The sequence below is a fragment of the Rhodopseudomonas sp. P2A-2r genome, from assembly GCF_026015985.1.
In the GTDB taxonomy this organism is placed as follows: Bacteria; Pseudomonadota; Alphaproteobacteria; order Rhizobiales; family Xanthobacteraceae; genus Tardiphaga.
On sequence record NZ_CP110389.1, the window covers coordinates 6,379,202 to 6,405,755 of the forward strand.

23 protein-coding genes and 3 pseudogenes are annotated in these 26,554 nt (G+C 65.1%); 7 read left to right on the plus strand and 19 right to left on the minus strand.

Going from position 1 to position 26,554, the window contains the following annotated elements; translation table 11 throughout:
* Positions 1-150: 150 nt before the first annotated feature.
* Both ONR75_RS30660 and ONR75_RS30665 read left to right on the plus strand, forming a co-directional pair.
* Positions 151-432 carry a hypothetical protein gene (locus ONR75_RS30660; RefSeq protein ID WP_265080563.1) on the plus strand — a complete coding sequence of 94 codons (282 nt, stop codon included), beginning with the start codon at positions 151-153 and terminating at the stop codon, positions 430-432.
* A gap of 418 nt (positions 433-850) precedes the next feature.
* The gene (locus ONR75_RS30665; protein ID WP_413776403.1) at positions 851-2,827 is read left to right on the plus strand and encodes a carbohydrate porin; all 1,977 of its coding nucleotides are present in this window, start codon (positions 851-853) and stop codon (positions 2,825-2,827) included.
* 58 nt (positions 2,828-2,885) lie between these two features.
* Here ONR75_RS30665 and ONR75_RS30670 read toward each other — a convergent pair.
* Together ONR75_RS30670 and ONR75_RS30675 are read right to left on the minus strand one after the other, a co-directional pair.
* Positions 2,886-4,510, minus strand: a pseudogene (locus ONR75_RS30670) (FMN-binding glutamate synthase family protein).
* 195 nt (positions 4,511-4,705) lie between these two features.
* Entirely contained in the window at positions 4,706-5,479 is a 774-nt protein-coding gene (locus ONR75_RS30675; RefSeq protein WP_265080564.1) for a ferredoxin--NADP reductase, read from the minus strand.
* Positions 5,480-5,844: 365 nt separating this feature from the next.
* Between ONR75_RS30675 and ONR75_RS30680 the strand changes: the two genes are divergently transcribed.
* The 3 genes and pseudogenes from ONR75_RS30680 to ONR75_RS30690 all read left to right on the plus strand — a co-directional run bounded on the left by ONR75_RS30680 (position 5,845) and on the right by ONR75_RS30690 (position 9,219).
* A complete protein-coding gene (locus tag ONR75_RS30680) occupies positions 5,845-6,855 on the plus strand; it encodes an ATP-grasp domain-containing protein (RefSeq protein WP_265080565.1) in 1,011 nt (336 codons plus the stop codon).
* A complete protein-coding gene (locus tag ONR75_RS30685; RefSeq protein ID WP_265080566.1) occupies positions 6,827-8,167 on the plus strand; it encodes a bifunctional folylpolyglutamate synthase/dihydrofolate synthase in 1,341 nt (446 codons plus the stop codon). The genes ONR75_RS30680 and ONR75_RS30685 overlap by 29 nt, the downstream gene beginning before the upstream one ends.
* A gap of 51 nt (positions 8,168-8,218) precedes the next feature.
* Positions 8,219-9,219 (plus strand): annotated as a pseudogene (locus tag ONR75_RS30690) (NADP-dependent oxidoreductase).
* Between the two features lie 965 nt (positions 9,220-10,184).
* Here ONR75_RS30690 and ONR75_RS30695 read toward each other — a convergent pair.
* The 10 genes and pseudogenes from ONR75_RS30695 to ONR75_RS30740 all read right to left on the minus strand — a co-directional run.
* Positions 10,185-11,414 (minus strand): cytochrome c, encoded by a 1,230-nt coding sequence (locus ONR75_RS30695; RefSeq protein WP_265080567.1) that lies wholly within the window; start codon positions 11,412-11,414, stop codon positions 10,185-10,187.
* A 10-nt stretch (positions 11,415-11,424) separates the two neighbouring features.
* Positions 11,425-13,188, minus strand: coding sequence for a GMC family oxidoreductase (locus tag ONR75_RS30700; protein ID WP_265080568.1), 1,764 nt, complete (start codon positions 13,186-13,188; stop codon positions 11,425-11,427).
* A gap of 1 nt (position 13,189) precedes the next feature.
* Complete coding sequence (locus tag ONR75_RS30705) at positions 13,190-13,942, minus strand: gluconate 2-dehydrogenase subunit 3 family protein (RefSeq protein ID WP_265080569.1); 753 nt, start codon at positions 13,940-13,942, stop codon at positions 13,190-13,192.
* Between the two features lie 150 nt (positions 13,943-14,092).
* On the minus strand, positions 14,093-14,512 hold the full coding sequence (locus ONR75_RS30710; RefSeq protein ID WP_265080570.1) for a FixH family protein: 420 nt from the start codon (positions 14,510-14,512) through the stop codon (positions 14,093-14,095).
* A complete protein-coding gene (locus ONR75_RS30715; RefSeq protein WP_265080571.1) occupies positions 14,419-15,690 on the minus strand; it encodes a copper resistance protein CopC/CopD in 1,272 nt (423 codons plus the stop codon). Before ONR75_RS30715 ends, ONR75_RS30710 begins: the two co-directional genes overlap by 94 nt.
* Positions 15,687-16,217 (minus strand): YcnI family protein, encoded by a 531-nt coding sequence (locus tag ONR75_RS30720; RefSeq protein ID WP_265080572.1) that lies wholly within the window; start codon positions 16,215-16,217, stop codon positions 15,687-15,689. Before ONR75_RS30720 ends, ONR75_RS30715 begins: the two co-directional genes overlap by 4 nt.
* Positions 16,218-16,227: 10 nt before the next feature.
* On the minus strand, positions 16,228-16,758 hold the full coding sequence (locus ONR75_RS30725; RefSeq protein ID WP_265080573.1) for a copper chaperone PCu(A)C: 531 nt from the start codon (positions 16,756-16,758) through the stop codon (positions 16,228-16,230).
* A gap of 91 nt (positions 16,759-16,849) precedes the next feature.
* Positions 16,850-17,215 carry a DUF2946 family protein gene (locus ONR75_RS30730; protein ID WP_265080574.1) on the minus strand — a complete coding sequence of 122 codons (366 nt, stop codon included), beginning with the start codon at positions 17,213-17,215 and terminating at the stop codon, positions 16,850-16,852.
* A gap of 70 nt (positions 17,216-17,285) precedes the next feature.
* A complete protein-coding gene (locus tag ONR75_RS30735) occupies positions 17,286-18,149 on the minus strand; it encodes a LysR family transcriptional regulator (protein ID WP_265080575.1) in 864 nt (287 codons plus the stop codon).
* 500 nt (positions 18,150-18,649) lie between these two features.
* A pseudogene (locus tag ONR75_RS30740) lies at positions 18,650-19,581 on the minus strand (SDR family oxidoreductase); the annotation flags it as partial.
* Positions 19,582-19,682: 101 nt separating this feature from the next.
* On the opposite strand from ONR75_RS30740, the gene ONR75_RS30745 reads away from it, so the two are divergent.
* Entirely contained in the window at positions 19,683-20,345 is a 663-nt protein-coding gene (locus tag ONR75_RS30745) for a TetR/AcrR family transcriptional regulator (RefSeq protein WP_265080576.1), read from the plus strand.
* A gap of 88 nt (positions 20,346-20,433) precedes the next feature.
* On the opposite strand, the gene ONR75_RS30750 is transcribed toward ONR75_RS30745, so the two are convergent.
* The 3 genes from ONR75_RS30750 to ONR75_RS30760 form a co-directional block, all read right to left on the minus strand.
* Positions 20,434-21,258, minus strand: coding sequence for an alpha/beta fold hydrolase (locus ONR75_RS30750; RefSeq protein WP_265080577.1), 825 nt, complete (start codon positions 21,256-21,258; stop codon positions 20,434-20,436).
* 80 nt (positions 21,259-21,338) lie between these two features.
* Positions 21,339-21,845 carry a hypothetical protein gene (locus tag ONR75_RS30755; protein ID WP_265080578.1) on the minus strand — a complete coding sequence of 169 codons (507 nt, stop codon included), beginning with the start codon at positions 21,843-21,845 and terminating at the stop codon, positions 21,339-21,341.
* A gap of 141 nt (positions 21,846-21,986) precedes the next feature.
* A complete protein-coding gene (locus ONR75_RS30760; RefSeq protein ID WP_265080579.1) occupies positions 21,987-22,901 on the minus strand; it encodes an alpha/beta fold hydrolase in 915 nt (304 codons plus the stop codon).
* Positions 22,902-23,000: 99 nt separating this feature from the next.
* Here ONR75_RS30760 and ONR75_RS30765 point away from each other — a divergent pair, with 99 nt between their 5' ends.
* Positions 23,001-23,585, plus strand: a complete 585-nt coding sequence (locus ONR75_RS30765; protein WP_265080580.1) for a TetR/AcrR family transcriptional regulator — start codon at positions 23,001-23,003, stop codon at positions 23,583-23,585.
* Positions 23,586-23,748: 163 nt separating this feature from the next.
* Here ONR75_RS30765 and ONR75_RS30770 read toward each other — a convergent pair whose 3' ends face one another.
* The 4 genes from ONR75_RS30770 to ONR75_RS30785 form a co-directional block, all read right to left on the minus strand.
* The gene (locus ONR75_RS30770) at positions 23,749-24,057 is read right to left on the minus strand and encodes a UBP-type zinc finger domain-containing protein (protein WP_413776404.1); all 309 of its coding nucleotides are present in this window, start codon (positions 24,055-24,057) and stop codon (positions 23,749-23,751) included.
* Between the two features lie 27 nt (positions 24,058-24,084).
* A complete protein-coding gene (locus tag ONR75_RS30775; RefSeq protein WP_265080582.1) occupies positions 24,085-24,393 on the minus strand; it encodes an EthD family reductase in 309 nt (102 codons plus the stop codon).
* Positions 24,394-24,498: 105 nt separating this feature from the next.
* Positions 24,499-26,235: an FAD-dependent oxidoreductase gene (locus ONR75_RS30780; RefSeq protein ID WP_413776405.1), complete on the minus strand. Its 1,737-nt coding sequence runs from the start codon at positions 26,233-26,235 to the stop codon at positions 24,499-24,501.
* Positions 26,222-26,443 carry a hypothetical protein gene (locus ONR75_RS30785; RefSeq protein WP_265080583.1) on the minus strand — a complete coding sequence of 74 codons (222 nt, stop codon included), beginning with the start codon at positions 26,441-26,443 and terminating at the stop codon, positions 26,222-26,224. The genes ONR75_RS30780 and ONR75_RS30785 overlap by 14 nt, the downstream gene beginning before the upstream one ends.
* Positions 26,444-26,554 lie beyond the last annotated feature (111 nt).

Genomic DNA, 26,554 nt, shown 5'->3' on the forward strand with positions numbered 1-26,554 from the left:
GGCAACTGTTTCGTGCCGCGCGCGGATCGCACCACGACGACACGCGGCTGAAACCAAATTTCCATGATGCAGTTTCGAACCCGCTCCGGAAACGCTTCGACCAACTGTCATGCGGACCACGATGGCCGCTTCAACAGGATGGAGTTTCCCATGTCGATCAAGTCCAAGCTTGCTGCTCTCGCCCTCGCCGCGCTCGCTGTCACCGGTACCGTCGCGTCGTCCACACAACAGGCCCAGGCCAAGGGTCCCGGCGTTGGTTTCGGCGTCGCCGCCGGCGTGCTCGGTGCGGTTGCCGTCGGCAGCGCCATCGCCGCCAGCGAGACCGGCTACTACGGTTACGGCAATGGCTACGCCTATCGCCGCTGCGGCTGGGTCCGTCAGTTCGATGCCTACGGTAATTATGTCGGCCGCGTCCGCACCTGCAACTACTGAGCCCTGATCTGATCGATGTGGATTCGCGTCCGGCACGGGCGCCTCATCCACCCCGTGTCGCACCGACCCGCCCGGTTGTCCCCCCGGGCGGGTCATCTTTTGACCACCGTCTCTCGCCCGGGTCCTTGCGAGCCGATTGTGACCCAACCGTCACACTCGCATGCCATTCAGGAGCATAGACGCAATTGCTTGTTGCTCTTGCGAATTAGTTGCATTTATATTTGGGCATGGTCGCGAGACACTGGTTGGGTTCCGCCGGCGTTTGAGGCAATTGTGCGATGCGGCAAGCCAGACGGACCGCGCGTGCTCTCATTCGTTGCGCGGACCAAGCGCGACGCCACTGGCCCGACCGACGTTCGGGACAGGCAAAATCGGAAATGACACAGGCATGAGCCCTTTCGACCCCCTGGATCCGTTCATGAAGCGCCTCTGGATTGGATGCGCGCTCAGCGCGGTCGTGTTCAGCGGCTCGGCAGGGGCCGCAGACGTCGCGCCTGGAATGCCCGTCAAGGCGCCCCGGCTGCAGCCGATCGTGGACTGGACCGGATTCTACCTCGGCGCCCATGCCGGCTATGGCCGCGGTAACGCCAACGCGACCTTGCGCGATCCGGCTGCCACAGGCGTCAGCAACGGCTTCGGCGGACCGGTCGGCGGCCTGCAGGCCGGTTATAACCTTCAGTTGCCATCCGGGGTGCTGCTCGGCCTCGAGACCGACGTGACGTTTCCCAATTATATCGACGGCAATTCCATCGCCGCAAACGTGGGCTCTGCGAATTCGCAGATTCTCGATCAGGTCGATTTCTCCGGCACCCTGCGTGGACGGCTCGGCATGGTTGCCGGCCCGTGGCTGACCTATGCGACCGGCGGACTGGCCTTCATCGGCGAGCGCTTTGTCAACACGCCGACAGTCGGCGACCGGGAAAAACAGGTCAACATGCGGCTCGGCTGGGCGGCGGGCGCCGGCGTCGAATATGCGTTCTCTCCGCATTGGACGGCGCGCGTCGAATATCTCTACAGTCGTTTTGGCGACGCCAATGTGCAGTTCGCATCCGGCGCGCAGTATCAGTCCGCGACAGATTTCCAGATGCTCCGCGTCGGGCTCAACCGCAAGATCGACTGGTCGCCCGGCAGTCTGCCGAAGCTGGCCGGCATCACCGACCCGGAATCCAACCGCTGGGAAATTCACGGCCAGACGACCTATCTGGGCCAGGGCTACCCGTCGTTCCGCGCGCCCTACACCGGCACCAACAGCTTCACGCCAGCCTCGCAGTACCAGGCGACCTGGAGCAACAGCCTGTTCCTCAATGCGCGGCTCTGGGAGGGCGGCGAGGTCTACTACAATCCCGAATTGCTGCAGGGATTTGGACTCAACAACACCGTTGGCGCCGCCGGTTTTCCCAACGGCGAGGCGCAAAAATCGAACTTCCCCTATCCGCACTACAACACCTCGCGGCTGATCCTGCGCCAGACTTGGGGATTCGGCGGCGAGCAGGAAGAACTCGCCAGCGGCCCGACCCAGCTAGGCGGCAAGGTCGATGTCAACAGGCTGACCGTGCAGGCCGGCAAATTTGCAGTCATGGATATTTTCGATGGCAATTCCTACGCCAAGGACACCCGCAAGGATTTCATGAACTGGTCGATGTGGGCGCCCGGCGCCTTCGACTATTCCGCCGACAAGGTCGGCCTGACCTATGGCGCCACCGCCGAATTGAACCAGAAGCAATGGGCCTTGCGCGCGGGCTATTTCCTGATGGGTGACGTCTCCAACTCGAACAACTTCGACACCAAGATTCTGCAACGTGGCAGCTATGTGCTCGAACTGGAAACACGCTACACGCTCTTCTCGCAGCCCGGAAAACTCCGGACGATCGCCTGGCTGAACAGCGCGTTTTCAGGCAGCTATCGCGATACGCTGAACAATCGCGCATTCAATCTCGACATTGCACAGACCCGACAGGGCCGCATCAAGTATGGCTACGTCGTCAGCCTCGAGCAGGCGCTTGACGACGACGTCGGCCTGTTCGCGCGCTGGAGCTGGAACGACGGCAAGACCGAGATCATGGCCTTCACCGACATTGATTCCAGCCTGTCGCTCGGCACGTCGATCAAGGGCACGCGCTGGGGTCGGCCCGACGACGTCGTCGGCATCGGCGGCGCCATCAACGGACTGTCCAACGATCATCGCGATTTCATCGCGGCCGGCGGATTGGGCGTCCTGATCGGCGATGGCCAGTTGAACTACCGCCGCGAACGCGTGCTCGAGACCTACTATGCCTACGCGCTCAACAAGCAGCTGACTCTGACCGCCGACTACCAGCTGATCACCAATCCCGCCTACAATGCCGACCGCGGTCCTGTGTCGGTGTTTTCGGGACGGCTGCACGGCGAGTTCTGATCGCTGTCATTGCGGGCGCGCTGGGCGGCGTCAGCCGCACGCGCCCCGGAACGACAGTCTAGCTCACCGCCGCAAACGTCTCGGCGCTGGCCATATTCCACGCTTCGCGAAAGCGGGCGTCGCCGGTGCCGTCGATCAACTCGCCCGGCCGCAGCGATGGATAAAGCCGCGTGAACGAATGCACGTCGCTGCCGGAATCGCGATGCGAGAAATGGATCGGCCGGATGTCCTGCGGGTGATCGAGGCCGGCGGCGGCGATCAGTTCGGCCAGCGCATGCAAGGTCGCCTGGTGATAGTTATGCACGCGGTCGGTCTTTTGAGGCACCACCAGCGCGCGGGCTCGGGTCGGATCCTGCGTGGTGACACCGGTCGGGCAGCGATCGGTGTGGCAGCTCAGCGACTGGATGCAGCCCAGAGAGAACATGAAGCCGCGCGCCGAATTGCACCAGTCGGCGCCGATCGCCATGGCCCGGGCAACATCGAAGGCGGTGGCAATCTTGCCGGAGGCACCGATCTTGATACGGTCACGAGCGTTGATGCCGACCAACGCGTTATGGACGAAATTGACGCCCTCGCGCATCGGCATGCCCAGATGATCCATGAACTCCAGCGGCGCGGCACCGGTGCCGCCCTCGTTGCCGTCGACGACGATGAAATCCGGATAGATCCCGGTCTGCAGCATCGCCTTGCAGATGGCCAGAAACTCCCAGGGATGGCCGATACACAGCTTGAAGCCAGCCGGCTTGCCGCCGGACAACCGCCGCATCTCGCCGATGAACTCCATCATGCCGACCGGGGTCGAGAAGGCTTTGTGGTAGGCCGGGGAGATGCAGTCCTCGCCCATGCCGACGCCGCGAATGCGGGAAATTTCCTCGGACACCTTGGCCGCCGGCAACACGCCGCCATGGCCGGGCTTGGCCCCTGGCTGACCTTGAGCTCGACCATCTTGATCTGATCGCTCGCCGCGACCTTCGCGAATTTCTCCGCATTGAACGAGCCGTCAGGATTGCGGCAACCGAAATAGCCGGAGCCGATCTCCCAGATCAGATCGCCGCCCATCTCCTCATGATACGGACTGACGCCGCCTTCGCCGGTATCGTGAGCGAAGCCGCCCTTTCTGGCGCCGGCGTTCAAAGCGCGAATGGCATTGGGACTGAGCGCGCCGAAGCTCATGGCGGAAATGTTGAACACCGACGCGGAATAAGGTCTGGCGCAGTCCGGTCCGCCGACGTTGATGCGGAACGCTTCGCTGGCGTGCGGCCTGGGTGCCACCGAATGGTGCATCCACTCATAGCCCTGCTCGTAGACGTTCTTCTGCGTTCCGAACGGACGCTTGTCGAGGACCATCTTGGCACGCTGGTAGACGACGGCGCGGGTGTCGCGGCTGAACGGCATGCCGTCTTTTTCACTCTCGAAGAAGTACTGCCGCATCTCCGGCCGGATCTCCTCGAGCAGGAAGCGCAGATGCGCGGCAATCGGATAGTTGCGCAGCACCGCATGATCCTTCTGCACGAGATCGCGGATACCGAGCGCAGTCAGCCCGGCAAACACCAAAGTCGGGATCAGCACCAGGTCGAACACCTTGTGGTCGGACAGCGCGATGCCGATCAGGAGCACCGTCACCACGCTGCAAATCGTCAGAACGATGAAGCGCGGCGAGAAGGGGAGCATCAACGTTTCCATAAGACCCATCCGTGACATCATTTGCGCAGCGATTACGGCCGCGGGCGATCAATTGTTACACTGCTTGGGTCAGGATACCGACCGCAGGAAGTGACAATCAATTGATCCTTACAGGGATTGCCCACTCCCGCGAATGACAAAACCCGCGCCAGGGCGCGGGTTTTGCGGTGCAGTGCAATCATGTCTCGCGGAAGATCAGCGCTCGACGAAAGCCTTCTCGATGACGAAATGGCCGGGCGTATTGTGGCTGCCTTCGGTGAAATCGCGCGTTTCCAGCAGCACCTTGAGGTCCTCCAGCATATGCGGGCTGCCGCACATCATGATGCGGTCGGTCGCGATGTCCAGCGGCGGCATGCCGCTGTCGTTGAACAGCTGCTCCGATGTAATCAGGTCGGTGATCCGGCCGCGGTTGCGGAACGGCTCGCGCGTCACGGTAGGATAGTAGATGAACTTGTCCTTCATCAGCTCGCCGAACAGTTCGTCCTTGGCCAGTTTGTCGACCAGTCGTTCGCCATAGGCGAGTTCCGAGACTTGCCGGCAGCCGTGCACCAGCACGACGGTCTCGAAGCGCTCGTAGATGTCGGGATCCTTGATCAGGCTCGCGAACGGCGCGAGGCCGGTGCCGGTGGACAGCAGCAGCAGACGCTTGCCGGGCAGCAGGTTGTCGGCAACCAGGGTGCCTGTCGCCTTGCGGCCGACCAGGATCTTGTCGCCTTCCTTGATCTTCTGCAGCCGCGAGGTCAGCGGACCGTCGGCGACCTTGATGCTGAAGAACTCCAGCTCTTCCTCATGGTTGGCGCTCGCCATGCTGTAGGCGCGCAGCAACGGGCGGCCGTCGACCTCGAGGCCGATCATGGCAAACTGCCCGTTCTGGAAGCGGAAACTTGGGCTGCGGGTGGCGGTGAAGCTGAAAAGCGTATCCGTCCAATGCTGGACAGACAGAATCGTCTCTTGATTGAACGCGCTCATGAGATTGATTTTCCACTGCGTATCTTTTGTGGAACAAAGCTGTCGTTCCACGCCCTAAAAGGTCAAGAAACCGTTGCAGTAATTGAAGAATTCGGCATCTCGCACTTGCGTAACGGGACAATTAGTCAAACTTCGCCGGCGGCGCAATTGCGGATTCGGACTCGCGGGCGGAATAATTCCAAAAGCAGGTAACCCATGCGATGGGCGCAGGGCGACAGCGAATTAACTTGCGTCGTGAAGGCACAAATCGGCATTAAATTTCGCAGCGTTCCGCTGTGGAAGCGGCTTCGGCGATCCGGTAATGTGTCCGGCCATCCGACAAAGCAGACCGAGCGGCCCGCAGGGGATCGCCAAACCGGTGCCCGATGCCAAGCCTGCAGAAATTCCGGGCCGGAAAACCCGCCTTCTACCCCGACCAGACGATCTATGCCGAATTTGCCTGCGCCACGTTCGGATTGAGGTTCGAGGAGCTCGACAAGGGTACGGGACTGGTCTTCCGCGTCAGCTCGGCCGGCGACAGCGTGTGCTTCAGCGCCGGGCGCGGCTCGTTCTATCCGCAGAATTCCGCCACGGCAGCGACGCTTGCGGGCGACAAATACTTCGCCCAGGTGGCCCTCGACCGCGCCGGACTGCCGACGCTCGGCGGGCAGTATTTCTTCCTGCATGAGCGCCACCGCGCGCATCGCCCGCCCGGCCACGAGCGCGCCGATGTCGTCGCCTGTTTCCGACAGCTCGGCGGCGTCGCCTTCCTCAAGCCGCTGGCCGGATCGCGCGGCGATTTTGCGCAGACGATCGACACCGAGAGCGGCCTCGCGGACTACCTGGACGAGGTCGCGCGCTACTACGATGCGGTGCTGTTGCAGCCGGTCGTGTCAGGACGCGAATACCGGATCTTCGTGCTGGACGACCGGATCCTCTATTCGGCGCGAAAGCTGCCGCCATCGCTGGTGGGCGACGGGACGCACGCCATCTCCGAACTGCTCGCCGACCACGATATCGCCCTGCAATCCCGTGGCCTCTCACCGGTCACGCTGGGGCAGCCAGAGTCCGGCGACAGCGATGTCGTGCTGCCGGCGGGCTCCCGGCGCGACATTCCCGGCCGCATGAATCGCAGTGCCGGCGGATCCATGCTATTCGAAGCGCCCGGCGCGGAACGTGCCGCCTTTGCCCTGGCGACACAGGCCGTCCGCGCGCTCGGCCTGCGCGCCGCAGCCGTGGACATGTTCACCGATGTCGCGGGCGAGGCCGACAACATCAGGATCATCGAAGTGAATGCCAATCCGTCGATCCGGTTTCTCGAGGACAGCGATCGCGCCGACCTGATCCTGGCGATCTGGCAGCATACCTTTGCTGCGACGGGCCTGCTCGGTGTTTAACCTGCCGAAATACGGCGCGGGCATCTGCCTGTCGCGCCTCGCCGCGCTGCTGGCCGCGCTGTGCGTCGACCGCGAACGCCTGCGGCAACGCTCCGTGGTGGTGACCGGCTCCAATGGCAAAGGCAGCACCGCGGCCTTCACCGCCAGCATCGGGCACGCCGGCGGCCTGCGCACCGGGCTGTTCACATCGCCGCATCTCATACGCTTTAATGAACGTTTCCAGATCGACGGCGTCGCCATCGGCGACGATGAGCTGGCCGCGCTGATGCTGAGAGTCGCCACCGCCATCGTCGATCTCGGCCGCAGCGGGCTGCACGAAACGTTCGGCGCCTTCGAAGCGCAATTCGCACTGGCCTGCCTGTACTTCCAGGAGAGCGACTGCGACTTCGCGGTGTTCGAGGCCGGCATTGGCGGCCGCTACGATCCGGTGCGCCTGGTCGGCGCGACCGTCACCTGCGTGACCTCGGTGGATTACGAACACGTCGACCTGCTCGGCCATTCGCTGGAGCTGATCGCCTCCGACAAGAGCGATGCCTGTGCCGCCGGTGGCACTATCGTCTATGGCGAGAACTGCCGCCCGCTGCAGCGGCACCTCGGCGAATATCTTCGCCATCGCGAGGTCACCCCGATCTACGTGCGCGAGCAGATCGCGATCCGCAACGAGGCGATGTCGGCGACGCGGCAGCAGTTCGACCTGTCGTTCCGCGGCCACCGCATCCACGGGCTCGAGATGAGCGTGCTCGGCGACTTCCAGTTCAACAACGCCGCCATTGCCGCCGCGCTTTTCCTGCTGTGGTCGAAGCGGATGCATCCGGCGAACGCCGACGAGACCGTCGACGCTGCCATCGCTGCGGGTTTGCGCACGGCGCGCTGGCCGGGGCGGCTGGAAGTGGTGCAGGCCGATCCGCTGACGGTGATCGACGTCGGCCACACGCCGGATGGCGTGGCGCAGGCGCTGAAGAGCCTGCGGGCCATCCATGGCGACGAGCGCTGGCTTCTCGTGCTGGGCGTGTCCGGCGACAAGAGCGTCGATGACATCGCGCAGCAGCTGGCGCCGCATTTCGACACCATCGTCTGCACCCGCGCCTATCACAAGGGCGCCGCTGTGCAACTGATCGCGGCTGCGGCGGAGCGCGCTTATCCGCAGGCGACGCTGCATGTCGCCGCCACCATCGAGGACGCGATCGAGATCAGCCAGCGACTGGCGCGCCGGTTGAACCGAAAAATCTATGTCGCCGGCGGGCTGTTCGTGGCGATCGAATACCTTACCGTGCTGCGCGGCGGCCGCGCCGAGGATTTGAAGTTCTTCTGACTGAAAACCTGCTTGTCGGGCAAAACCGACAGTCGACAATGGAGAGACGCCATGACCGCCACAACCAATCGCCAGGTACTGCTGGTCGAGAAGCCCACCGGCAAGCTCGGGCCTGAACACTTCAAGATGTCGGAGAGCGCCATTCCCGAGCCGAAGGACGGCGAGGCCCTGCTGCGCGTGCGTTACATCTCGCTCGACGCCGCCAACCGGGCGTGGATGCATGGCGCGACCTATCGCGCGGCGGTGGAGACCAATACGGTAATGGCCGGCGGCGGCATCGCCGAGGTCATCTCGTCGAAGGCGCCGGGGCTTGTCGCCGGCGATATCGTGTTCGGCGATACCGGCTGGCAGAACTTTGCCGCGGTGCCGGCCAAGCAGCTCAGCAAGATGCCGAAACTAGAACCGATGACCCATCTGCTCAGCGTCTACGGCATCGCCGGACTGACCGCCTATTTCGGCCTGCTCGATGTCGGCAAGCCGAAGGCCGGCGAGACCGTGGTGGTCTCCGCGGCCGCCGGCTCGGTCGGCTCCATCGTCGGCCAGATCGCCAAGATCAAGGGCTGCCGCGTGGTCGGCATCGCCGGCGGCAAGGACAAGTGTCACTGGCTGACGTCGGAACTCGGCTTCGACGCCGCGGTCGACTACAAGGACGGCAACCTGTTCAAGGCGCTGAAGGCCGCGGCGCCCGACGGCATCGACGTGTACTTCGACAATGTCGGCGGCGAGATCCTCGAAGCCTGCCTGGCGCAAATGAACCTGCGCGGGCGCATCAGCTGCTGCGGCGCCATCTCGCAATATGACGGCGCGCCGCAGGCCACGGCCCGCGCGGCGTGCCCGGGCTGATCGTCGTGAAGCGCCTGATCATGCAGGGCTTCATCGTGATGGACTATATGAACCAGCGCGACGCCGCTTTGGCCGAGTTGCAGTCCTGGGTCGCCGCGGGACAACTCAAGGTCCAGGAGGATGTCATCGACGGCCTGGAAAACACGCCGGCGGCGCTGATCGGATTGCTCGCCGGCGAGAACCGCGGCAAGCGCATGATCCGGGTGTAAGGGCGGCGCGACCGGGCTCACGTTCCCCGGACGCGGTGCAACGCGCCGCCTTCTGGCGGCGTGGTGCGCCGCAGATCCGGAGCCCAGCTTGGTGACATCAAGAAGCTGGGCCGGATCTGCGCAGCAGCGTTTCGGACGATGCTGCGCATCGTCGCTCACGCCGCAGCGCGTCCGGGACACGTGCCTTGGCTTTCCTGATTCAACTGTCAAACAGCCAAGCAACGACAATCCCGCGACGCCTCCGCGTCCGGGCTGTGCTGCATTCCCTTGCCCTCCGAATCGAGAGGGCGCGCGGAACGCCGGGTGCCCGATGCACCCATGGGCTTGTGCGCAAAGTGTAGTAAGCGCACAAGGCTTGCCACGGTCACACCGGGATCAACCCGGCGTTCCGCGCGCAGTGGTGTTAACGGTCTATGTCGTGCTCTCCCCGGCGGCCGACACGGTTTCTCGTCGCCGTCGCTTCCGGTTGAGGGTGTTCCACGGACGGGTTGCCGCGGACTCTCCACCGGGCTTGGTGCTCACGCGGGGCACCAGGACCACACGCCTTCGCCGTCCGCGCAGCGCTGTCGTCTGCGCTTCCTCCGGTTCTCACTGGCCATTCTGGCGAGCCCTGAACCGAAGTCCGCGCCTGACGCTGCCGCGTCCACCGCACCCCGCCCCGCGAACCTGACGATCGCGAGTCGCCTCTCTCGGTGGGGCGGGATGCAATGGATTATAAACCTAAACTGATGATCGTCTATAGAGTCTAGGAAAAAATATCGCAGTCCGAGTTCGGTCTGTTCCCCGGACGCGGTGCACTGCGTCGCGCTTGCGGCGTGGTGCGCCGCAGATCCCACAGCTTGTTGATATCAAGCAAGCTGGGTCCCGGGTCTGCGCAGCAGCACTGCCGGCAATGCTACGCATTGCCGGCAGTGCTGCGCGCCCGGGAAACGATCAACATCAGGATCGTGCCCGAGACACGAGACCTACGGCATCTTCGCCGATGCCGCGCGCTGGCTCGCCACCGCGCTGGCCGGAACGGCGGTTGCCGCATTGCCCCAGCTGTTGCGGATGTAGGTCAGCGCCGCGGCAAGCTGGGCGTCGTTGAGACGCCAGTCGAACGCCGGCATCGCCGGTCCGGTCGGGGCGCCCGCCGTGGCGACGGCGCGGCTGCCGGTCAGCACCACATGGGCCAGCGTGGTGGGATCGTCGGACTGCACCAGCGCGCTGCCGGCCAGCTTCGGGAACAGCAGCGTCTCGCCCATGCCGTTGTCCTTGTGGCAGGCGGCGCAGTTGTCCTTGTAGATCGCCGCGCCGGCAACCATCGCATTGCTGCTGGCCGCGACCGGCGCCGGCTTCGCCGCACCGGCAGGCGCGCCGGAGTCCTTCAGATAGGTGGCGATCGCTGCGATATCCGCGTCGGCCATCTGCGAGGTGGAATGCGTCACCGCTTCCGACATCGGACCGGAGGCCAGCGTCCAGTCATTGGCGCCGGTCTTGAGATATTGCACCAGTTCCTGCTTGGACCATTTGCCGATGCCCTTGTGAGTGTCGGGTGTGATGTTCGGCGCGAACCAGCCCTGCAACGTTCCGCCGGCCAGCGGCGCCGAGGTCTTGTCGCCGCCGAGCAGCGTCTTCGCCGTATGGCAGGTGCCGCAATGGGCCGGCCCCTGCACGATATAGGCGCCGCGATTCCATTCGTCCGACCTCGCGGGATCGGGCTGGTAGCGGCCCGGAATGAAGTTGATCCAGTTCCACACCGCCATGACGAGACGGATGTTGAACGGAAACGGCAACTGGTTGGCGACGACTTCATTGCGCACCGGCGTAATGGTCTTGAAGTAGGACCGCAGCGCCCGCACGTCGTCCTCGGTCATTTTCGTATAGGCGGGATAGGGCATCGCCGGATACAGCCGCCTGCCGTTGTGGCTGCGGCCTTCCTGCAGCGCCGAGACGAATTCGTCATCGGTGAGATTGCCGATGCCGGTCTCGCGGTCCGGCGTGATGTTCGGCGGCGCCAGCTTGCCGAACGGGGTTTCCAGCGCGAGGCCGCCGGCGAACGGCGCGCCGCCCGGCGCGGTGTGGCAGCCGATGCAGTCGCCGAGCACCGCGAGGTTGCGACCGCGCTCGATGCGCTCGAAGCTCTGGGGATCCTGCGCCAGGGCCGGACCGGTGAACGAGACGAGAAGCGCCGCAGCGGCGAAAGAACGGTTCATCGCGCGCATCCTAAACCAGCGGACCGGGATTCTTGAGATAGCGATCCTTGATGGCATCCGCCGTCCAGTAGGCCAGCGCGCCGACCGTGCCGGTCGGGTTGTAGCCGTGGTTCTGCGGAAACACCGAGGCGCCGCCGGGCACGAACACGTTGTGCACGTCCCAGCTCTGGCAGTAGCGATTGACCACCGAGGTCGCGGGATCGGCGCCCATCACCGTGCCGCCGGTGTTGTGGGTGGTCTGGTAGATCGTCGAATTCCACGGCCCCTTGCGCGGGTTGGCGGTCATCTCCACCGGATCGAGCGCCTTGGCGATTTCGGCGAGCCGATCGGTGAGAAACTGCGACATCTTGATTTCGTTGTCCTTGAAATCGAACGTCATGCGCAGCAGCGGCCGGCCGAAGCGATCGTTGTAGGTGGGATCGAGATCGAGGTAGCAGTCGCGGTAGCTGTAGGAGCTGCCGTGGGTCGAGATGCCGTAGGCGCTGTCGTAGGTTTCCGCCGCGGCCTTCTTCCACTGCGCGCCCCATTTCGGCGTGCCTTTCGGCACCGGCATGGTGGTGATCGGTCGCGCACCGGTCTGGCCCGAGCCCATATAGCCGCCACCGAAGAAGCCGAGATCCTTGTGGTCGAAATTGTCGCCGTTGAACTCGTCGATCATCATGCCGCCGGAGCCGGTGGCGATGAAGTTGTTGAGGATCTTGTCCTTGAGGATCATCGAGACGCCGGACGTGGTCTGGTAGGCGTAGTTGCGACCGACCACGCCCTTGCCTGTGACGGGGTCGTAAGGCGTGCCGATGCCCGACAGCAGCATCAGCCGCACGTTGAACAGCGAGAACGCGCAGACCAGCACGATGTCGGCGGGCTGCTCCCATTCCTCGCCGGAGGTGTCGACGTACGTCACGCCGGTGGCCTTCTTGCCGGTCGAGTCCAGGTTGATCTTCGTGACCTCGGATTCGGTCTGCGCGGAGAAATTCGGCATCCGCATCAAGGCCGGCAACACGCAGACCTGCGGGCTGGCCTTGGAATAGTTGCCGCAGCCGAAGCGCTCGCAGAACCCGCAATAGGTGCACTGCCCCATCTTGACGCCGAGCGGATTGAGATAGGCCTTGCTGATATTGCCCGACGGTCGCGGAAACGGCTTGTAGCCGAGCTTGGTCGCGGCCTCGGCGAACAATGTGGAGCCGTAATTCTGCTTCAGCGGCGGGGTCGGATATTCGGAACTGCGCCAGCCCTCGAACGGATTGCCGCCGGGCTGGATCTGGCCCTTGAGATTGCCGGCCTTGCCGGAGATGCCGGCCAGCTTTTCGAAGCGATCGTAATACGGCTCCAGCTCGTCATAGGTGACGGGCCAGTCCTGGATGGTCATGTCGGCCGGGATCTTGTCGGCGCCGTAGCGCTCTTCGAGATGGCTGCGCAGGTTGAAATCGTTGGGCAGGAAGCGCCAGGTCTGGCCGTTCCAGTGCACGCCGGCGCCGCCGACGCCGTTGCCCGGCAGGAAGCCGGAGAAGCTGCGGATCGGCAGCGCGGTCTGCTTCATGTTGTTGCGAACGGTCAGGGTCTCCTGATCCGGGCGCAGGAACAGGTCGAGACGCACACCATAACGCAGTTCGTCCTGGGCATAGCCGGGCGGGAAGTCGGTGGCGGTGTCGCGCCACGGGCCGCGCTCGATGGCCACCACGTCGAGGCCGGCCTTGGCCATTTCATAAGCGAGAATCGATCCGGTCCAGCCGAGACCGACGATCACCACATCTTTGCGGGGAAGCTTGCGCGCCATCTTATTCTTTCACTGTCCAGTCGGATCGGCCCATGATGCCGACGGGCGGCAGCGGATATTTCTCGTTGTGACGTCCGACCCAGTCGCGGTAGTCGTAACGCGCGCCGGGGAAGCCGACGAGCTTCCAGCCGGCCATGTCCTTGTTGCCGCCATAGATGGGATCGGCGAAGAAACCCTCCTGGGTGTTCTTCAGCAGCAGCGCGAAGAAGCCGGCGCTGTTGACCGGCTTGAGATCGATCTTGCCGGTTTCGAGACCCGACAGCACCTTGTCCTGATCGTCCGGCGCCAGATCGCGAAAAGTCTTTCCGGAAAAATTCGCCTTGATGTAGTCGGCCAACGCCTTCAGCCCGGCGCGGTAGCGCACCGCGGGCATTTCCGGCGACTGATAGCCCTGCCCGGCGACACCCGGCATGAACGGCGGCCGCAGATAGAGACCGGCGCCGACGCCGTAGGGACCGGCGAGCTGGCGATCGATGAACACCGCGCAGCCGGACTCCTTGCCGCCGGGACCACGCTCGTCCGGCGGGATCAGGCGATCGACTGCGGCTTCGATGGTCGCCGCTTCGTCTGCCGTGAAGAACATCCACGGACCCGGCCGCACCGGAATCGGCGGCGTCGCGGTGCCCGGCTCCCAAGGCAAACCTTGCGCGATGGTGCGGGCCCGGGCGGTCGTCGCGCCGGCGACGAGCAAGGCCGCCGTGGAGACCAGCAGCGATCGTCGCGACAGGGCCGAGGCGAGAGGGCGATCGTTCATTCACTGAATTCCAGATTGGAGGCTTTCCAAGCTTTGGACGCGTTGCGACGGTCAGTCAATTCGCAGTGCGAACGCGCATGGCTCCTGTCGCTCGGCGCATGGACGACCCGGCCAGGCCGCTTCGTGATTTCAAAACGCAAATCACACAGATTATTTGATCAGGATTGGCGCCTCGACGCGAACCTGCTCGAAATCGGAAATCAGAATGACCAGACCGAGCATCCAGCGGCCGGGAACCGAGGCGCTCATATGAACGCGCCAGGTGCCGTCCTCCTGCCGCTGGGCCTGCGCCGTCATCGCTTCGACGCCGATCGCCGGATTCGACAGGGTCACCGACACGGCCATCGCCGTCAGCGGTCGTTCGTCCGGCGTCTCCAGTTGCACGGCGATATCGAGCGGCCCGGCATGGCCGGGCGTGATGGTCACATTGGCCATCGCCTTGTCGGTATGGATGTGGGTGAAGAAGTCATCGCCTTTCACCACCAGCAGGCGCGGCGGCGGCGTGAAGCGCCACAGCGCCACCACGCCGAGGATGACCGCCACCAGCACCAGTTCGCCGGCAATGGACATCCGCAGGCGGCGGCGCGCCGGTGCCGCGCCAGCCGCGACCGCGGGGTCAGGGACAGCCGGTTCCACAACGCCAGCGCCAGCAGCAGCGCGACCAGCGCAAGCTTGGCCATCAGCACGCGGCCGTAGTCGGTGCTCCACAGCGCCGCGATGTGCTGCAACTGCAGGACCGCGAGCAGCAACCCGCTGGCCAGCAGGCCGGCCACCGCGAACGGCACCGCGCGCGAAAATCCAAGCAGAGGACGCCGCACGCGGTCGCCGCGGCCGAGCAGCCACGCCAGCGGCAGCAGCGCACCAATCCAGAACGCGAGGCTTGCGCCATGCAGCGCCACCGCGGCGATGGCCACCATGCGCGGCTCGGCGGTGGCGGCATGGCCGGTGGCGGCAAGGGCCGCTCCGGCGCCGAGCAGCGCCAGCAACGACAGGGCTTTTGCCAGTCGCGCGCGGGTGCGCAACGACAGCAGCCCGGCGATGAGCGCGAGCGCAGCGATGGCGGCGGCAAGCCCGAACGAGCCGTGGGCCCCGGCGCGCCACACCGCCGGCAGCACCAGCGCCGACGCCGACGCCGCCAGCGCGTCGAGCCCCTGCAGGCCGATGGACAAAGCGAGCGCGAGCAGGCCGGCAACACTGACCGCTGCGATCGCGATGCGGAGCCGGCGCATGCCGCGCGGCATTTTCATCCGTGCGAGAAAGAACGCGCCGCCCGCGCCGACGAACAGGCCGAGATAGATGACGATACGCGTGGCCCAGATCGCGCCGCGCAGCGCGACGCTGTCGCTGCTGACCAGATCCGGCGCCGGGACGCTGCGGGCGCCGATCCAGAACGTCAGCGCGCCGCCGACCGGGTGGCCATCTTCGGAGACCACCCGCCAGCTCAGGATATAGGCGCCGGGCACCAAAGCCGCGGACGGCATCAGCACCAGGCTGGCACCGTGACGCGCGATCTGCGTGACGTCGGAAGCGACGCCATGCCGATCGACGATCCGCATGGCGAGCGGCTCGACCGCCTCATTGAAGCTGAGCGTCAGCGATGCCGGCGCAGCCGCCAGCACCGCCTCAGGCGCGGGATCGCTGGCAACCAGGCTGGCATGGGCCGATGCCGCCGACGGCTGCGCCAGCGCGAGCAAAAGCGCGCACCAGAACAGCAGCCGCCATCGACGCCATGGCGTCGAGCGGATCACGGCGCCTTCGGTTTCAATCGCACCCCGGGCGCCGGCTCATGCAGCTTCTCGGCGCCCTCGCCGGCCGCCGGGATCTCGATCCAGCGATTGGCGCCCTTCTCGCATTCCTGCACCACCGGAAAGTACAGCGTCTGGCCGGGCGTGTCGGGCAGCTTCATGTTGACGCCGAAGGTGTCGTACATGCTGTCCGGCAACGGTCCGCCGCGCCACGAGATCTCGTCCACGGTCTCGGTGATGGTCTTGCCGTGCAGCGAAGGCTGCGGCGCAGCCAGCGTCCGCTTCTTGATCTCCACGGTCCAGCCCGGCTTCATCTGCGGCTTCACCGACAGCACGCCCTCGGGCATCTTGACGCGCACGGCGACCGTGGCACTGCCGTCGCAGCCATGGCCGACATTGAACGCCGTCTGGAAATAGGCGCCGGCGGTTGCTTCGTCGGGACGCGCCGTCACATGCGCCACGGCCGGCGCCGCGAGCGAGATCAGCGCCGTCGCGGCGGCCGCAGCCGCTGCCGTTCTCATGGTCAGCATGATCCGGCCCTCACTTCTTCATGCCGGAGTGACCCGGCATATCCTTCATGTCGTGTGCCGGAGCGGCGCTGGCGCCCGGTGCCTGTGCGCCGACGCCCTGGATATCGAACACGGTTTTGACCTTGCCGGCCTTCTCGAAGTCGAGGGTCACCGCCACCTTGTCGCCCTGCTTCAACGGGCCCTTCAGATCCATCAGCATCAGGTGATAGCCGCCGGGCGCGAGTTTCACGGTCTTGCCGGGCGCGATGGCCAATCCAGACTCCAGCGGGCGCATGGTCATGACGCCGTTGGTCGTGGCCATTTCATGCACCTCGAGGCGGCCCGCAGCCTCGGTCGAACCGCCGACCAGGCGGTCAGGCGCGGTGCCCTTGTTTTCGATGGTGAGATAGCCGCCGGCGACCTTGGCGCCGCCGGGCGTGGCGCGGGTCCACGGCTGGCTGATGACGAGATCGCCGGCCTTGACGTCGTCGGCGTGCGCCGGCGTGGCCAACAGGGCGCCGAGGACGAGGACGGCGGAGAGATGACGGGTGGCGTATGTCATGACGGACTCTTTCAGAATGTGGGGATTGGATCGATGAAACGCGCGCAGCCGCGTCAGCGGTCAGGCAGCAACGCACAGCAACGGCTGAAGATCAGGACAGCGTGGGCGGCGCGCGGGCCTGCGCGTTGGAACCGGCGCGGACCGTCGATGCCGCCCTCGCGGCTTCAAGCCAGGCGACCTGCTGAAACGACCGTTGCAGGCGCACGAAGCCAGGCGGCGGCGTGGTCATGGTCACGGTGAACGCGTGGGCGCAGGCACAGAAGGCGCAGCAATCGGTGGGCTGATCGGACGTGCTATGCCCGGCATCGCCGGCGTGCATGCCCGAGCAGATCTGCGCCATCGCCACGGGATCGCTGACCGTGCTGGCCACAGCACGAAACGCGCCGATCGGCGCCAGAAGCTGCACCAGAACGGCGAACAGCACGATTGGAATGAATGTCTCCAGCTGGCGTCGCATGGTTGTCCCTGACATGTCCGCGACTTTTATCACCGGCATTTGGGCTTGTCGAATATCCGCCCGGGCAAAGCTACAATGTCTGGAACGCCGTCTGCAGCGCGCCGAACCATGGCGTGTTCGCCCATTCGTGGCCGGGGCGCTTGCACAGCAACAGCTTCGGCGCGCGCAACGCCGGCAGATAATAATCGGAGGCCGTCACCAGCGAGGCGGGGACGACGCAGGTCGGCAGCACCGTCAAACCGATGCCGGCCTTGGCGGCCTCGATCCTGGCGTGGGAGTCCGGAGCGGAAAAGGCGATCCGGTAGATCATGCCCTTCTGCTCCAGTGCCTGGATCATCAGGTCATGGGTGACCTGACCGGGCCAGGTGAGCAACGGGATTGGCGCGCCGGGGCTGATGGTGAAGTCGGGCGACCGAACCCAGGTCATGTCCTCGCTGTGCTCCGCGATCACGTCGAGCGACATATCCGGCGAGGCGTCGGGACCGACCAGGAACAATCCGATGTCGATGAACCCGTCGAGCAGGCCCTTGGCGATCTCGGCGGAATTGTCGGCATAGATGCAGATGCTCGCCAGATCGCTCCTCACTATCCCCTGCATGATCTTCGGCGCATAGATGTTGCTGAGCCCGAGCCGCACCGAATGATCGTCCGACGAGGTTCCGCGCAGACGCAGCAGCTGGTCGTTGGCCTCGAGAATCCTGCGTGCCTGGGTGAGCACCAGCTTGCCGAGTTCGGTGGTCGCCGAACCGTTGGCCGATTTCTGGAAGATGCTGCCGCCCACCGCGTGCTCGATGCGCTTGATCTGCGAACTGATGGCGGGCTGGCTGAGACCCAGCAGCTTGGCCGCCTTGGTGATGCTCCCGACTTCCGAGATTCCCACCACCGAGCGCATGATCTCGGTGGGAATGTTGAGGTGCTGATATCGTCGATGCATCGAACGTGGTCCTTTGAGACCGGCGATCCACGGGGCGACACGCATGCATGCCAGCGCCACAGCGACGGGATCGCGCACGGACGGGATCGTCACGCGCAGATTGCTCTCAGATGTTTTGATCGGGCAATCGAAGCCGATTGCTTGCTGAGGTTGTATCGATCAAATCTTACGCGCGCCAATCAATTCACGCGATGCGCGGCACAAATCGTCAGAAGCTGCGGCGTGCGATATTTTTGGGTACGGCCCTACCATGATCGTGCGCGCATGCGATCACCAACGCGCCGCATCCAGGTGGGATGCAGCGCGCGGGATTCACGTTCCGCGTCGGCGCCATCGATTCGGCGAGCAAAATTGCACAGCGCATCAGCCGATGCGGTTGATGTGTTCGCTTGTCAGCACGCGCTTCGGATCACCGTCGCGCGCCACCGCGATCATCGCGCGGCCAAACTTCGCGGCGACGGTGATTCTTCGGGCCGCATAGCCGCTGTCGCTGTGATCAGCGCGGCCCGGGCCGCCTGTTCGAACGATGTGCCGGTGAGCGCCGCCGAGACCTCCCAGAGCCGCGCGGCGACCGCGACATCCTGCGCCTGCGGCATGATCTTCGCGGGTGCCGGCGGCCCCTCAATTCGAAGAACCCGTTCGGCCCGTAGTAACCGGCCGCCTTCGCGTCGGGCGACGTGGCTGCGAACAGCGTCGGCAATGCGCCGGCCGCTGCCGAATGACTCATCGGGCGCAGCAACCGGGCGGCCAGCGCCATCCATCCGTTGGCGCCGGGACCATTGGTCATCAGATCTGTGAGCGCATAGCCGGGATGCGCGGCATTGCTGAGCAAGCCCCATCCGGCAGCATCGCTGCGACGCTGCAGTTCGAGGGCGAACATCAACATCGCCAGCTTCGACTGGTTGTAGGCCCTCATCGGCGAATAGGATTTCGCGCCTTGCAGATCGTCGAAGTCGATGGCGCCGCCGCGATGCGCGATGCTGCTGAGATTGACGACGCGGGGCGCGGTGCCGCGGCGAAGCATCGGCAGCAGGTGCGCGGTGAGCGCGTAATGGCCGAGGTAGTTGGTGCCGAACTGCATCTCGAAGCCATCGGCGGTGGTCTGCCGCGACGGCAGCGCCATCACGCCGGCATTGTTGATGAGCAGATCGAGCGAGGTGTGAAGACGCGCGAACCGGGCTGCGAAACTGGCCACAGAAGCGAGGCTGGCGAGATCGAGCGTTTCATAACTGATGAGGGCTTCCGGATGCCGGACACAGATCGCCTCGAGCGCGCGGCTGCCCTTGGCGTCATTGCGGCCGGTCAGCACCACTTCGGCGCCGGCACCGGCCAGCGCCAGCGCCGTCTCATAGCCGAGACCACCGGTGGCGCCGGTGACCACGGCGATTTTGCCGGCCAGCGGCGGAATGTCGGCGGTGCTCCAGTCGGTCATGATCGTCTCCCCACATTCGCCCTCATCACGAGGGCCGCAGGCATAAATGTGCACTCAGTGCATATTTGCAATAGGTGCACCGGCGTCTTATGTTGATCGCGATGAGCACAGTCAAGCCACTGAAATCAAAACCGAAAGTCACGACGACGCGGACTCCGTCCGCGGACGGACTGCGCGAGCGCAAGCGCCGGCAGACCAGGGAACGGCTGACCCGGGTGGCCATCGAACTGTTCCTAGCCCGCGGCTTCGAGGCCACCACGCTGGACGACATCGCCGCAGCGGCGGAGATCTCGCGCCGCAGCTTCTTCCATTACTTCGCATCGAAGGAAGACGTGGTGCTGGCCTGGCAGGATGCCAGCACCGACGCCCTGATCGCGGCGATCGCCGAGCGGCCCGCCGACGAGCCGATGCTGACAGCGGCGGAGAACGCCATCCTGACGATGGCGCGCCAGCTCAAGCCCGACGAGGCCATCGCCCTGGCGCGCCTGAAGCGCGACACACCGGCGCTGCGGGCGCGCGAGCAGGTGAAGTACGAGAAGATGGAGCAGGCGATGGCGGCGGCGCTCGGCAGGCGCGCCAGCGACAAGGCCGGGCAGGCGCGCGCCCGGCTGGTGGCGATGATCACCACCGGCGCCATCCGCCTCGCCAGCGAGGCCTGGCTGGCGCAGGACGCCCATGAAAAGCCCGAAGCGCTGGTCAGGCGCACCTTCAAGAGTATCCGGGCCGTTCTCGACGAACCGCCCGCACACAGGTCGAAGAATTAGTGCCCAACGCCGACCTGGAGTCGATGACGCCGCATGCAAGGAATGCTCTCTCCCGCTTGCGGGAGGAGAGCAAGGACCAACGGCCAGCTCAGCCCTTGATGAAGGCCAGCAGGTCGGCGTTGATGGTCTCGGCCTGGGTGGTGATCATGCCGTGCGGAAAATCCTTGTACGTTTTCAGCGTGCCGTTCTTCAGCAGCTTTGCGGACAGCGGACCGGCATCGGTATAGGGCACGATCTGGTCGTCTTCGCTGTGCATCACCAGCACCGGCACCGTGATCTTCTTGAGGTCCTCGGTGAAGTCGGTCTGCGAGAAGGCGACGACGCCGTCGTAATGCGCCTTGGCGCCGCCCATCATGCCCTGCCGCCACCAGTTGGCGATGACGCCTTCGATCGCCGTGACGCCCGGCCGGTTGAAGCCGTAGAACGGGCCCTCCGGCAGATCGCGATAGAATTTGGCGCGGTTGGCGGCGAGCTGCGCCTGCAGCCCGTCGAACACGTCCTTCGGCAGTCCGCCGGGATTGGCGGCGGTCTTCACCATCAGCGGCGGCACCGCGCTGATGATCGCCGCCTTGGCAACGCGGCTCTCGCCGTGGCGCGCGATGTAGTGCACGACCTCGCCGCCGCCGGTGGAGTGGCCGACATGGATCGCATCCTTCAGATCCAGATGCGCGGTCACCGCCGCCAGATCGTCGGCGTAGTGATCCATATCATGACCGTCGCCGACCTGGCTGGACCGGCCGTGGCCGCGGCGGTCATGGGCGATCACGCGAAAGCCCTTGCTCAGGAAAAACAGCAGCTGCGGATCCCAGTCGTCCGCCGACAGCGGCCAGCCATGGCTGAACACGATCGGCTGCCCGGTGCCCCAGTCCTTGTAGAAGATATCGACGCCGTCCTTCGTGGTGACAAATGGCATGCAGCAGCCTTTCCTTGCTCGGTGGATGGATGGATTGCGTAAGCGACGCGCCTCGGCGGCGCGCCCTTGCAGTGCAGGGATCAGAAAGCGATCACCGCGGGCGGGCGGAATTTTCTCACCGCGGCAACGATAGCCGCGACGAATAACACCAGCACGACACCCTGCACGATCGCGAAGGGCGGCTCCGACGGCGGCACGCTCGGCGCCAGCGCATGCAACGGGCCGACCTTGAGGAAGCTCTGGATGACCAGCACGAACACGTTGAGATACAGCGAGACCATCGCGGTCAGCACATAGATCCAGCGCCATGGGCCGACCAGGTTCTTGCTGTAGAGCGCAAAACACGCCACCGCCAGCAACACCAGCGAGAGGATGCCCACCATGTGCGAGGGCAACAGCTGGGTGAACGGAAACAGGAAACCGGTAACGCTGGTCAGGATGGTGGTGACCAGGAAGATGGCGGTCATGCCGCTCATCCGGTTGGAGCCGAACAGTCCGTACAGGACGACAAGCCCCGACACGATGCCGACCAGACTGATGATGACGTGGAGCAACGTAAATGTTGCCAGACTCATACCGAGAACCATGATGCACCCCTCTTGAAATACACCCTATGGTACCGGGCGATTTCCGGATTTGCCAGACGTGCCGGACGCACGCAACGCATCACTTGCGTGCGAACCGATCAATAAAGGTTGAGCATCATGCTTTATTTTGTCGCAGGGAGCCTACCTGTTGAGAAACGCGACCAACCTGGGGATGACCTGGTCCGGCGCTTCCTCCATCAGCCAGTGGCCGGAGCCCTTGACAATGACGCCGTCCACATCGGTCGCCACCATGCGGCCCTGCTCGATGAGGAAGGTGCCGCCGGCCTTATCGCCTGATAGCACCAGCATCGGCATCGGCAGTTTCACCTTGGCGAATTCGGCGAAGTCGGCGGCGTCCTTCTCGAAGGCGCGGAACACCTCGAAGCCGGCGGCCATATGACCGGGCTTGGCGTATTCCTTGGCGTAGAACACGCGATCGGCTTCCGGTACCGACTTCTTCGGGTCGGCGGCGAAATCATTCCAGAAATGTTCGAAATAGATGCGCTCGCGTCCGCTGACCAGCGCCAGCGGCGTCTTGCCGTAGAAGTGGAAATGCCAGAGATCGCGCAGCAGCCAGACATGGGTCCAGTCACCGACGCCGGGCAGGAAGGCATCCATCAGCGCGATGCGATCGACCTCGGCAGGATATTGCGCGGCATAGGCATAGGCCACCATCAGCCCGATGTCGTGACCGACGATCTTGACCTTCGAATACTTCAGCCCGGTTATGAGCGCATGAACGTCGCGCGCCATCGCCGCCTTGGTGTAGCCGTCGGCGGGCGCGGCGGAGGAGCCGAAGCCGCGCAGGTCCGGCGCGATCACCGTATGATTGGCGGCGAGTTTGGCGATCAGCGGCAGCCACATGCGGCTGGTCTCGGCATAGCCGTGCAGCAGGACGATGGGATCGCCCTTGCCGGCGATCAGGTAATGCATCCGGACGCCGTTCGCCTCGGCGAACCGGCTCTGCGGCGCCTGCGCCGCGACCGGCCCCGTGATGGCTGCCGCAGCCATGATGCAGATCACGGCGGCGCAGAAATTTTTCAGCATGGTCGACATGACAAACCCCATATCCGTAATTATGTAATGACCACTACGTAATTACGTTTGGCCGATGCTGTCAAGACGACTGACCGTGCCAGCGCAAAAGGACACCAGATGGCAGGACGCCCACGCACATTCGACGCCGACACCGCGCTGGAAAACGCCATGCAGGTGTTCTGGCGTAAGGGCTATGAGGGCGCGTCGCTGGCCGACCTGACGGCGGCCATGGGCATCAGCCCGCCGAGCCTCTACGCCGCGTTCGGCAGCAAGGAAGCGCTGTTCCGCAAGGCGATGGACCGCTACGAGGCCAGCCACGGCAGCTATACGCCGAAGGCGCTGCTGGCGCCGACCGCGCGCGAGGTCGCCGAGCAACTGCTGGCCGGCGCGGTGGCACTGCATGGCGCTGCGCAAAACCCCAAAGGCTGTCTCGGCGTGCAGGGCGCGCTGGCCTGCGGCGAGGCCGGCGATGCGATCCGCGAGGACCAGAGCGCGCGGCGAGTCCTGGCCGAGGAGCTGATCCGCAAGCGGTTGCAGCGCGCCAGGGCCGAAGGCGACCTGCCCAGGGACGCCAGCCCCGCGGACCTCGCGCGCTATCTGCGCGCGGTGATCTGCGGCATGGCGGTGCAGTCCGCTGACGGCGCCACCCGCAAGGAGCTGCAGAAGACCGCGGAGCTGGCGATGCGGGCGTGGCCGAGGTGACAGAGCGAACTATGGCTTGTCCCGGGCGCGGGGCAGCGTGAAACGCTGCTCCGCAGAACCGGGACCGTGACGAACTCCGGCGTCTGGTACGGTCCCGGCTCTGCGAAGCACCACGCCCCGAGGGGGCGCGATGCATCGCGTCCGGGACACGGAGCCAAGCGCTTCAGTAGTAGCGCGGGATCGGGCCGTTATGCGGCGTCTTGCGGTTCGACAGGTCGAACATCACCTCGTCGACGTAGCACCAGCCCCAGCCTTCCGGCGGATCGTAGCCTTCGATGATCGGATGCTGCGTGGCATGAAAATGTTTGGTGGCGTGCTTGTTCGGCGAATCGTCGCAGCAGCCGACATGGCCGCAAGTCCGGCAGATGCGCAGATGCAGCCAAACGCTGCCGCTCTTCAGGCACTCCTCGCAACCCAGCGCGCTGGGCGTGACATCGCGAATGTCTTTCAGATGCAGGCAGGGTTTGGCCACGGTCATCTCCGTTCGGGTTTCAGGCGCTTAAACTTCCTTGGTGTCGAACATCAGCAGATCGACGCCGCCGCTGGCGAAATTCGGCAGATCGCCGGCCGCGGCCTGGCCCTCGGCGCTGCCGAGGCCGGCCTGGATCGCCGCCATGCTGTCGAAGGTCAGCGTCGCCACCAGATGGATGCCGGACGGCCCGGCCGGCGTGGCGACGGCGCCCTGGCTGATCTCGTATTTCTTGAGCCCGGGAATCTTCTTGGCCAGCGGGATGTGCGTCTGCGCGTAATATTTGTCGAAAGCAGCGGGATCGGTCGGCGTCTTGTAGAGCACGAGAACCTGGGCCATTGCATTCCTCCGGATTGCTTTTTTGAACGTCGCAACCGGTATCCTAGAGCATGATCCCGAAAAGTGGATCCCGGTTTTCGGAAAAGATCATGCTCCAACAAAAGACTAGAGCGCCGGCTTTGCCGTGTCGCCGAGAAATCCGTGCAGCGCCGCGACCACCTGGGCACCCTCGCCGATGGCGCCGCCGACCCGCTTGACGGAGCCCGAGCGGACGTCGCCCACCGCGAACACGCCGGGCACCGAGGTTTCCAGCGCCGACGCGGTTTCGCCGTCGGCCGTGACGCCGGTCGTCACGAAGCCGCCGCGGTCCAGCGTCACGCCGCAGCCGCCGAGCCAGCCGGTGGCCGGATCGGCGCCGACGAACAGGAACAGGTTGCGGATCTCCATGGCGGATTCGCCGCCGGACAGCCGGCTGCGGATGCGCACGCCTGAAAGCCCCGACTCTGGCTGGCCCTCGAGCCCGACCACCTCGGTATTGAACACCAACTCGATGTTCGGCGTTGCCTCGATGCGCTCGATCAGATAGCGCGACATGCTGGCGCCGAGGCCGCCGCCGCGGATCACCATGTGAACGCGGGCGGCATGGGCGGCGAGGAACACCGCGGCCTGCCCTGCCGAATTGCCGGCGCCGACCAGCACGATCTCCTGCTCCTTGCACAGCCGCGCCTCGATCGGCGAAGCCCAGTACCAGACGCCGCGGCCCTCGAAATCCGAGAGTTGCGCGATATCCGGACGGCGGTAGCGTGCGCCCGACGCCACCACGATGGATCTGGCGCGCAGTTCCTCGCCGTCATCGAGTGCCAGCGCGAAGGCGCCGTCGTCGCGGCCGCAGTCCAGCGACTGTACGGTGATGGGGATCATGATGTCGGCGCCGAATTTCTGCGCCTGGTTATAGGCCCGCGCCGTCAGCGCCATGCCGGAAATCCCGGTGGGGAAGCCGAGATAGTTCTCGATGCGGGCGCTGGCACCGGCCTGGCCGCCGAAGGCGCGGGAATCGCACACCGCCACCGACAGCCCTTCCGACGCCGCATACACCGCCGTCGACAGGCCGGCCGGACCGCTGCCGACCACTGCGACGTCGTAGAGCTTGCCCTTGGGGATATGGCCGATCATGCCCATGGTACGGGCCAGGTCCGAGACCGAGGGATTGCGTAGCACGGTGCCGTCGGGCACCACCACCAGCGGCAGATCCCGCGGGGTCGGCGTATAGCGCGCAATCAGATCCGCGGCGTCCTTGTCGAACTCCGGATCGAGCAGATGGTGCGGATAGCCGTTGCGGGTAAGAAAGCCCTGCAGCCGGATGACGTCCGGCGCGTTCGGCGGCCCGATCAGCACCGGCCCGCCGGCGCCACCCTGGATCAGGCTGACCCGGCGCAGGATCAGCGCCCGCATGATGCGCTCGCCGAGATCCGCCTCGGCCACCAGCAGCGCGCGCAGCCGCTCCGGCGGGATCAGCAGGGTTTCGACGTCGCCTTCGGCCTGGCCGTCGACCAGCGCCACACGACCCGACAACTGGCCGATCTCGGCCATGAACTGGCCGGCGCCCTGCTCCACCACCGGGGTGACATGGCCGAGCCCGTCGCGCTGGGTGATGGCGACATGGCCGGACAGGATCACGAACATGCCGGGACCGGGCTTGCCGGTCTCGAACAGCATGTCGCCATCCTTGTAGCGGACTACCTCGCCGAAACGGCGCATCCGCTCGATTTCGGGCGGCGTGAGGGTCGGAAAGGCCTGATCGTGGCGCGGATGCAGCTCAACTCCGCGGGCCAGGCCGACGGCGCCGGCCGCTGTGGAGGAGTCCGGCATCGAAGTGTCCGCCGTGCCGCTAGTCGTTGCCATCCTGCTCCATCCTGTCTGTACGCGGGTCATTGCTATCGCTGGCCGGGCCGCCCGCCGGCTCCGGCGGCTGATCGGCACGGCCACGGGCCTGGAATTTGCGCCGCTTCAGATTCGCACGCAGCGCCTCGCGCAACCGGTTCTGCCGGGCAGCGACATGCGGGCGTTCGGTCTTGGCGTCTGGCTTGGCGTCGGTTTTGGCATCGGTCATGGCATGGTGCTCGGTCAGGTGACGGCCCGGTGGCCGGTAAATATGCACTGGCTTCGCGCCCGCAACAAACCCGGCGGACGGGGTGCGACCTTATCACCGGTGGGCCCGGCG

Bases quoted from the DNA above. Each gene is read 5' to 3' on its own strand.
- ONR75_RS30660 (WP_265080563.1), top strand. From the start codon at position 151: ATGTCGATCAAGTCCAAGCTTGCTGCTCTCGCCCTCGCCGCGCTCGCT.
- ONR75_RS30765 (WP_265080580.1), top strand. From the start codon at position 23,001: ATGGCAGGACGCCCACGCACATTCGACGCCGACACCGCGCTGGAAAAC.
- ONR75_RS30705 (WP_265080569.1), bottom strand. From the start codon at position 13,942: ATGAACGATCGCCCTCTCGCCTCGGCCCTGTCGCGACGATCGCTGCTG.
- ONR75_RS30680 (WP_265080565.1), top strand. From the start codon at position 5,845: ATGCCAAGCCTGCAGAAATTCCGGGCCGGAAAACCCGCCTTCTACCCC.
- ONR75_RS30775 (WP_265080582.1), bottom strand. From the start codon at position 24,393: ATGGCCCAGGTTCTCGTGCTCTACAAGACGCCGACCGATCCCGCTGCT.
- ONR75_RS30720 (WP_265080572.1), bottom strand. From the start codon at position 16,217: ATGCTGACCATGAGAACGGCAGCGGCTGCGGCCGCCGCGACGGCGCTG.
- ONR75_RS30710 (WP_265080570.1), bottom strand. From the start codon at position 14,512: ATGTCCATTGCCGGCGAACTGGTGCTGGTGGCGGTCATCCTCGGCGTG.
- ONR75_RS30750 (WP_265080577.1), bottom strand. From the start codon at position 21,258: ATGCCATTTGTCACCACGAAGGACGGCGTCGATATCTTCTACAAGGAC.
- ONR75_RS30755 (WP_265080578.1), bottom strand. From the start codon at position 21,845: ATGGTTCTCGGTATGAGTCTGGCAACATTTACGTTGCTCCACGTCATC.
- ONR75_RS30725 (WP_265080573.1), bottom strand. From the start codon at position 16,758: ATGACATACGCCACCCGTCATCTCTCCGCCGTCCTCGTCCTCGGCGCC.
- ONR75_RS30700 (WP_265080568.1), bottom strand. From the start codon at position 13,188: ATGGCGCGCAAGCTTCCCCGCAAAGATGTGGTGATCGTCGGTCTCGGC.
- ONR75_RS30665 (WP_413776403.1), top strand. From the start codon at position 851: ATGAAGCGCCTCTGGATTGGATGCGCGCTCAGCGCGGTCGTGTTCAGC.
- ONR75_RS30745 (WP_265080576.1), top strand. From the start codon at position 19,683: ATGAGCACAGTCAAGCCACTGAAATCAAAACCGAAAGTCACGACGACG.
- ONR75_RS30780 (WP_413776405.1), bottom strand. From the start codon at position 26,235: ATGGCAACGACTAGCGGCACGGCGGACACTTCGATGCCGGACTCCTCC.
- ONR75_RS30675 (WP_265080564.1), bottom strand. From the start codon at position 5,479: ATGAGCGCGTTCAATCAAGAGACGATTCTGTCTGTCCAGCATTGGACG.
- ONR75_RS30785 (WP_265080583.1), bottom strand. From the start codon at position 26,443: ATGACCGATGCCAAAACCGACGCCAAGCCAGACGCCAAGACCGAACGC.
- ONR75_RS30760 (WP_265080579.1), bottom strand. From the start codon at position 22,901: ATGTCGACCATGCTGAAAAATTTCTGCGCCGCCGTGATCTGCATCATG.
- ONR75_RS30730 (WP_265080574.1), bottom strand. From the start codon at position 17,215: ATGCGACGCCAGCTGGAGACATTCATTCCAATCGTGCTGTTCGCCGTT.
- ONR75_RS30695 (WP_265080567.1), bottom strand. From the start codon at position 11,414: ATGAACCGTTCTTTCGCCGCTGCGGCGCTTCTCGTCTCGTTCACCGGT.
- ONR75_RS30735 (WP_265080575.1), bottom strand. From the start codon at position 18,149: ATGCATCGACGATATCAGCACCTCAACATTCCCACCGAGATCATGCGC.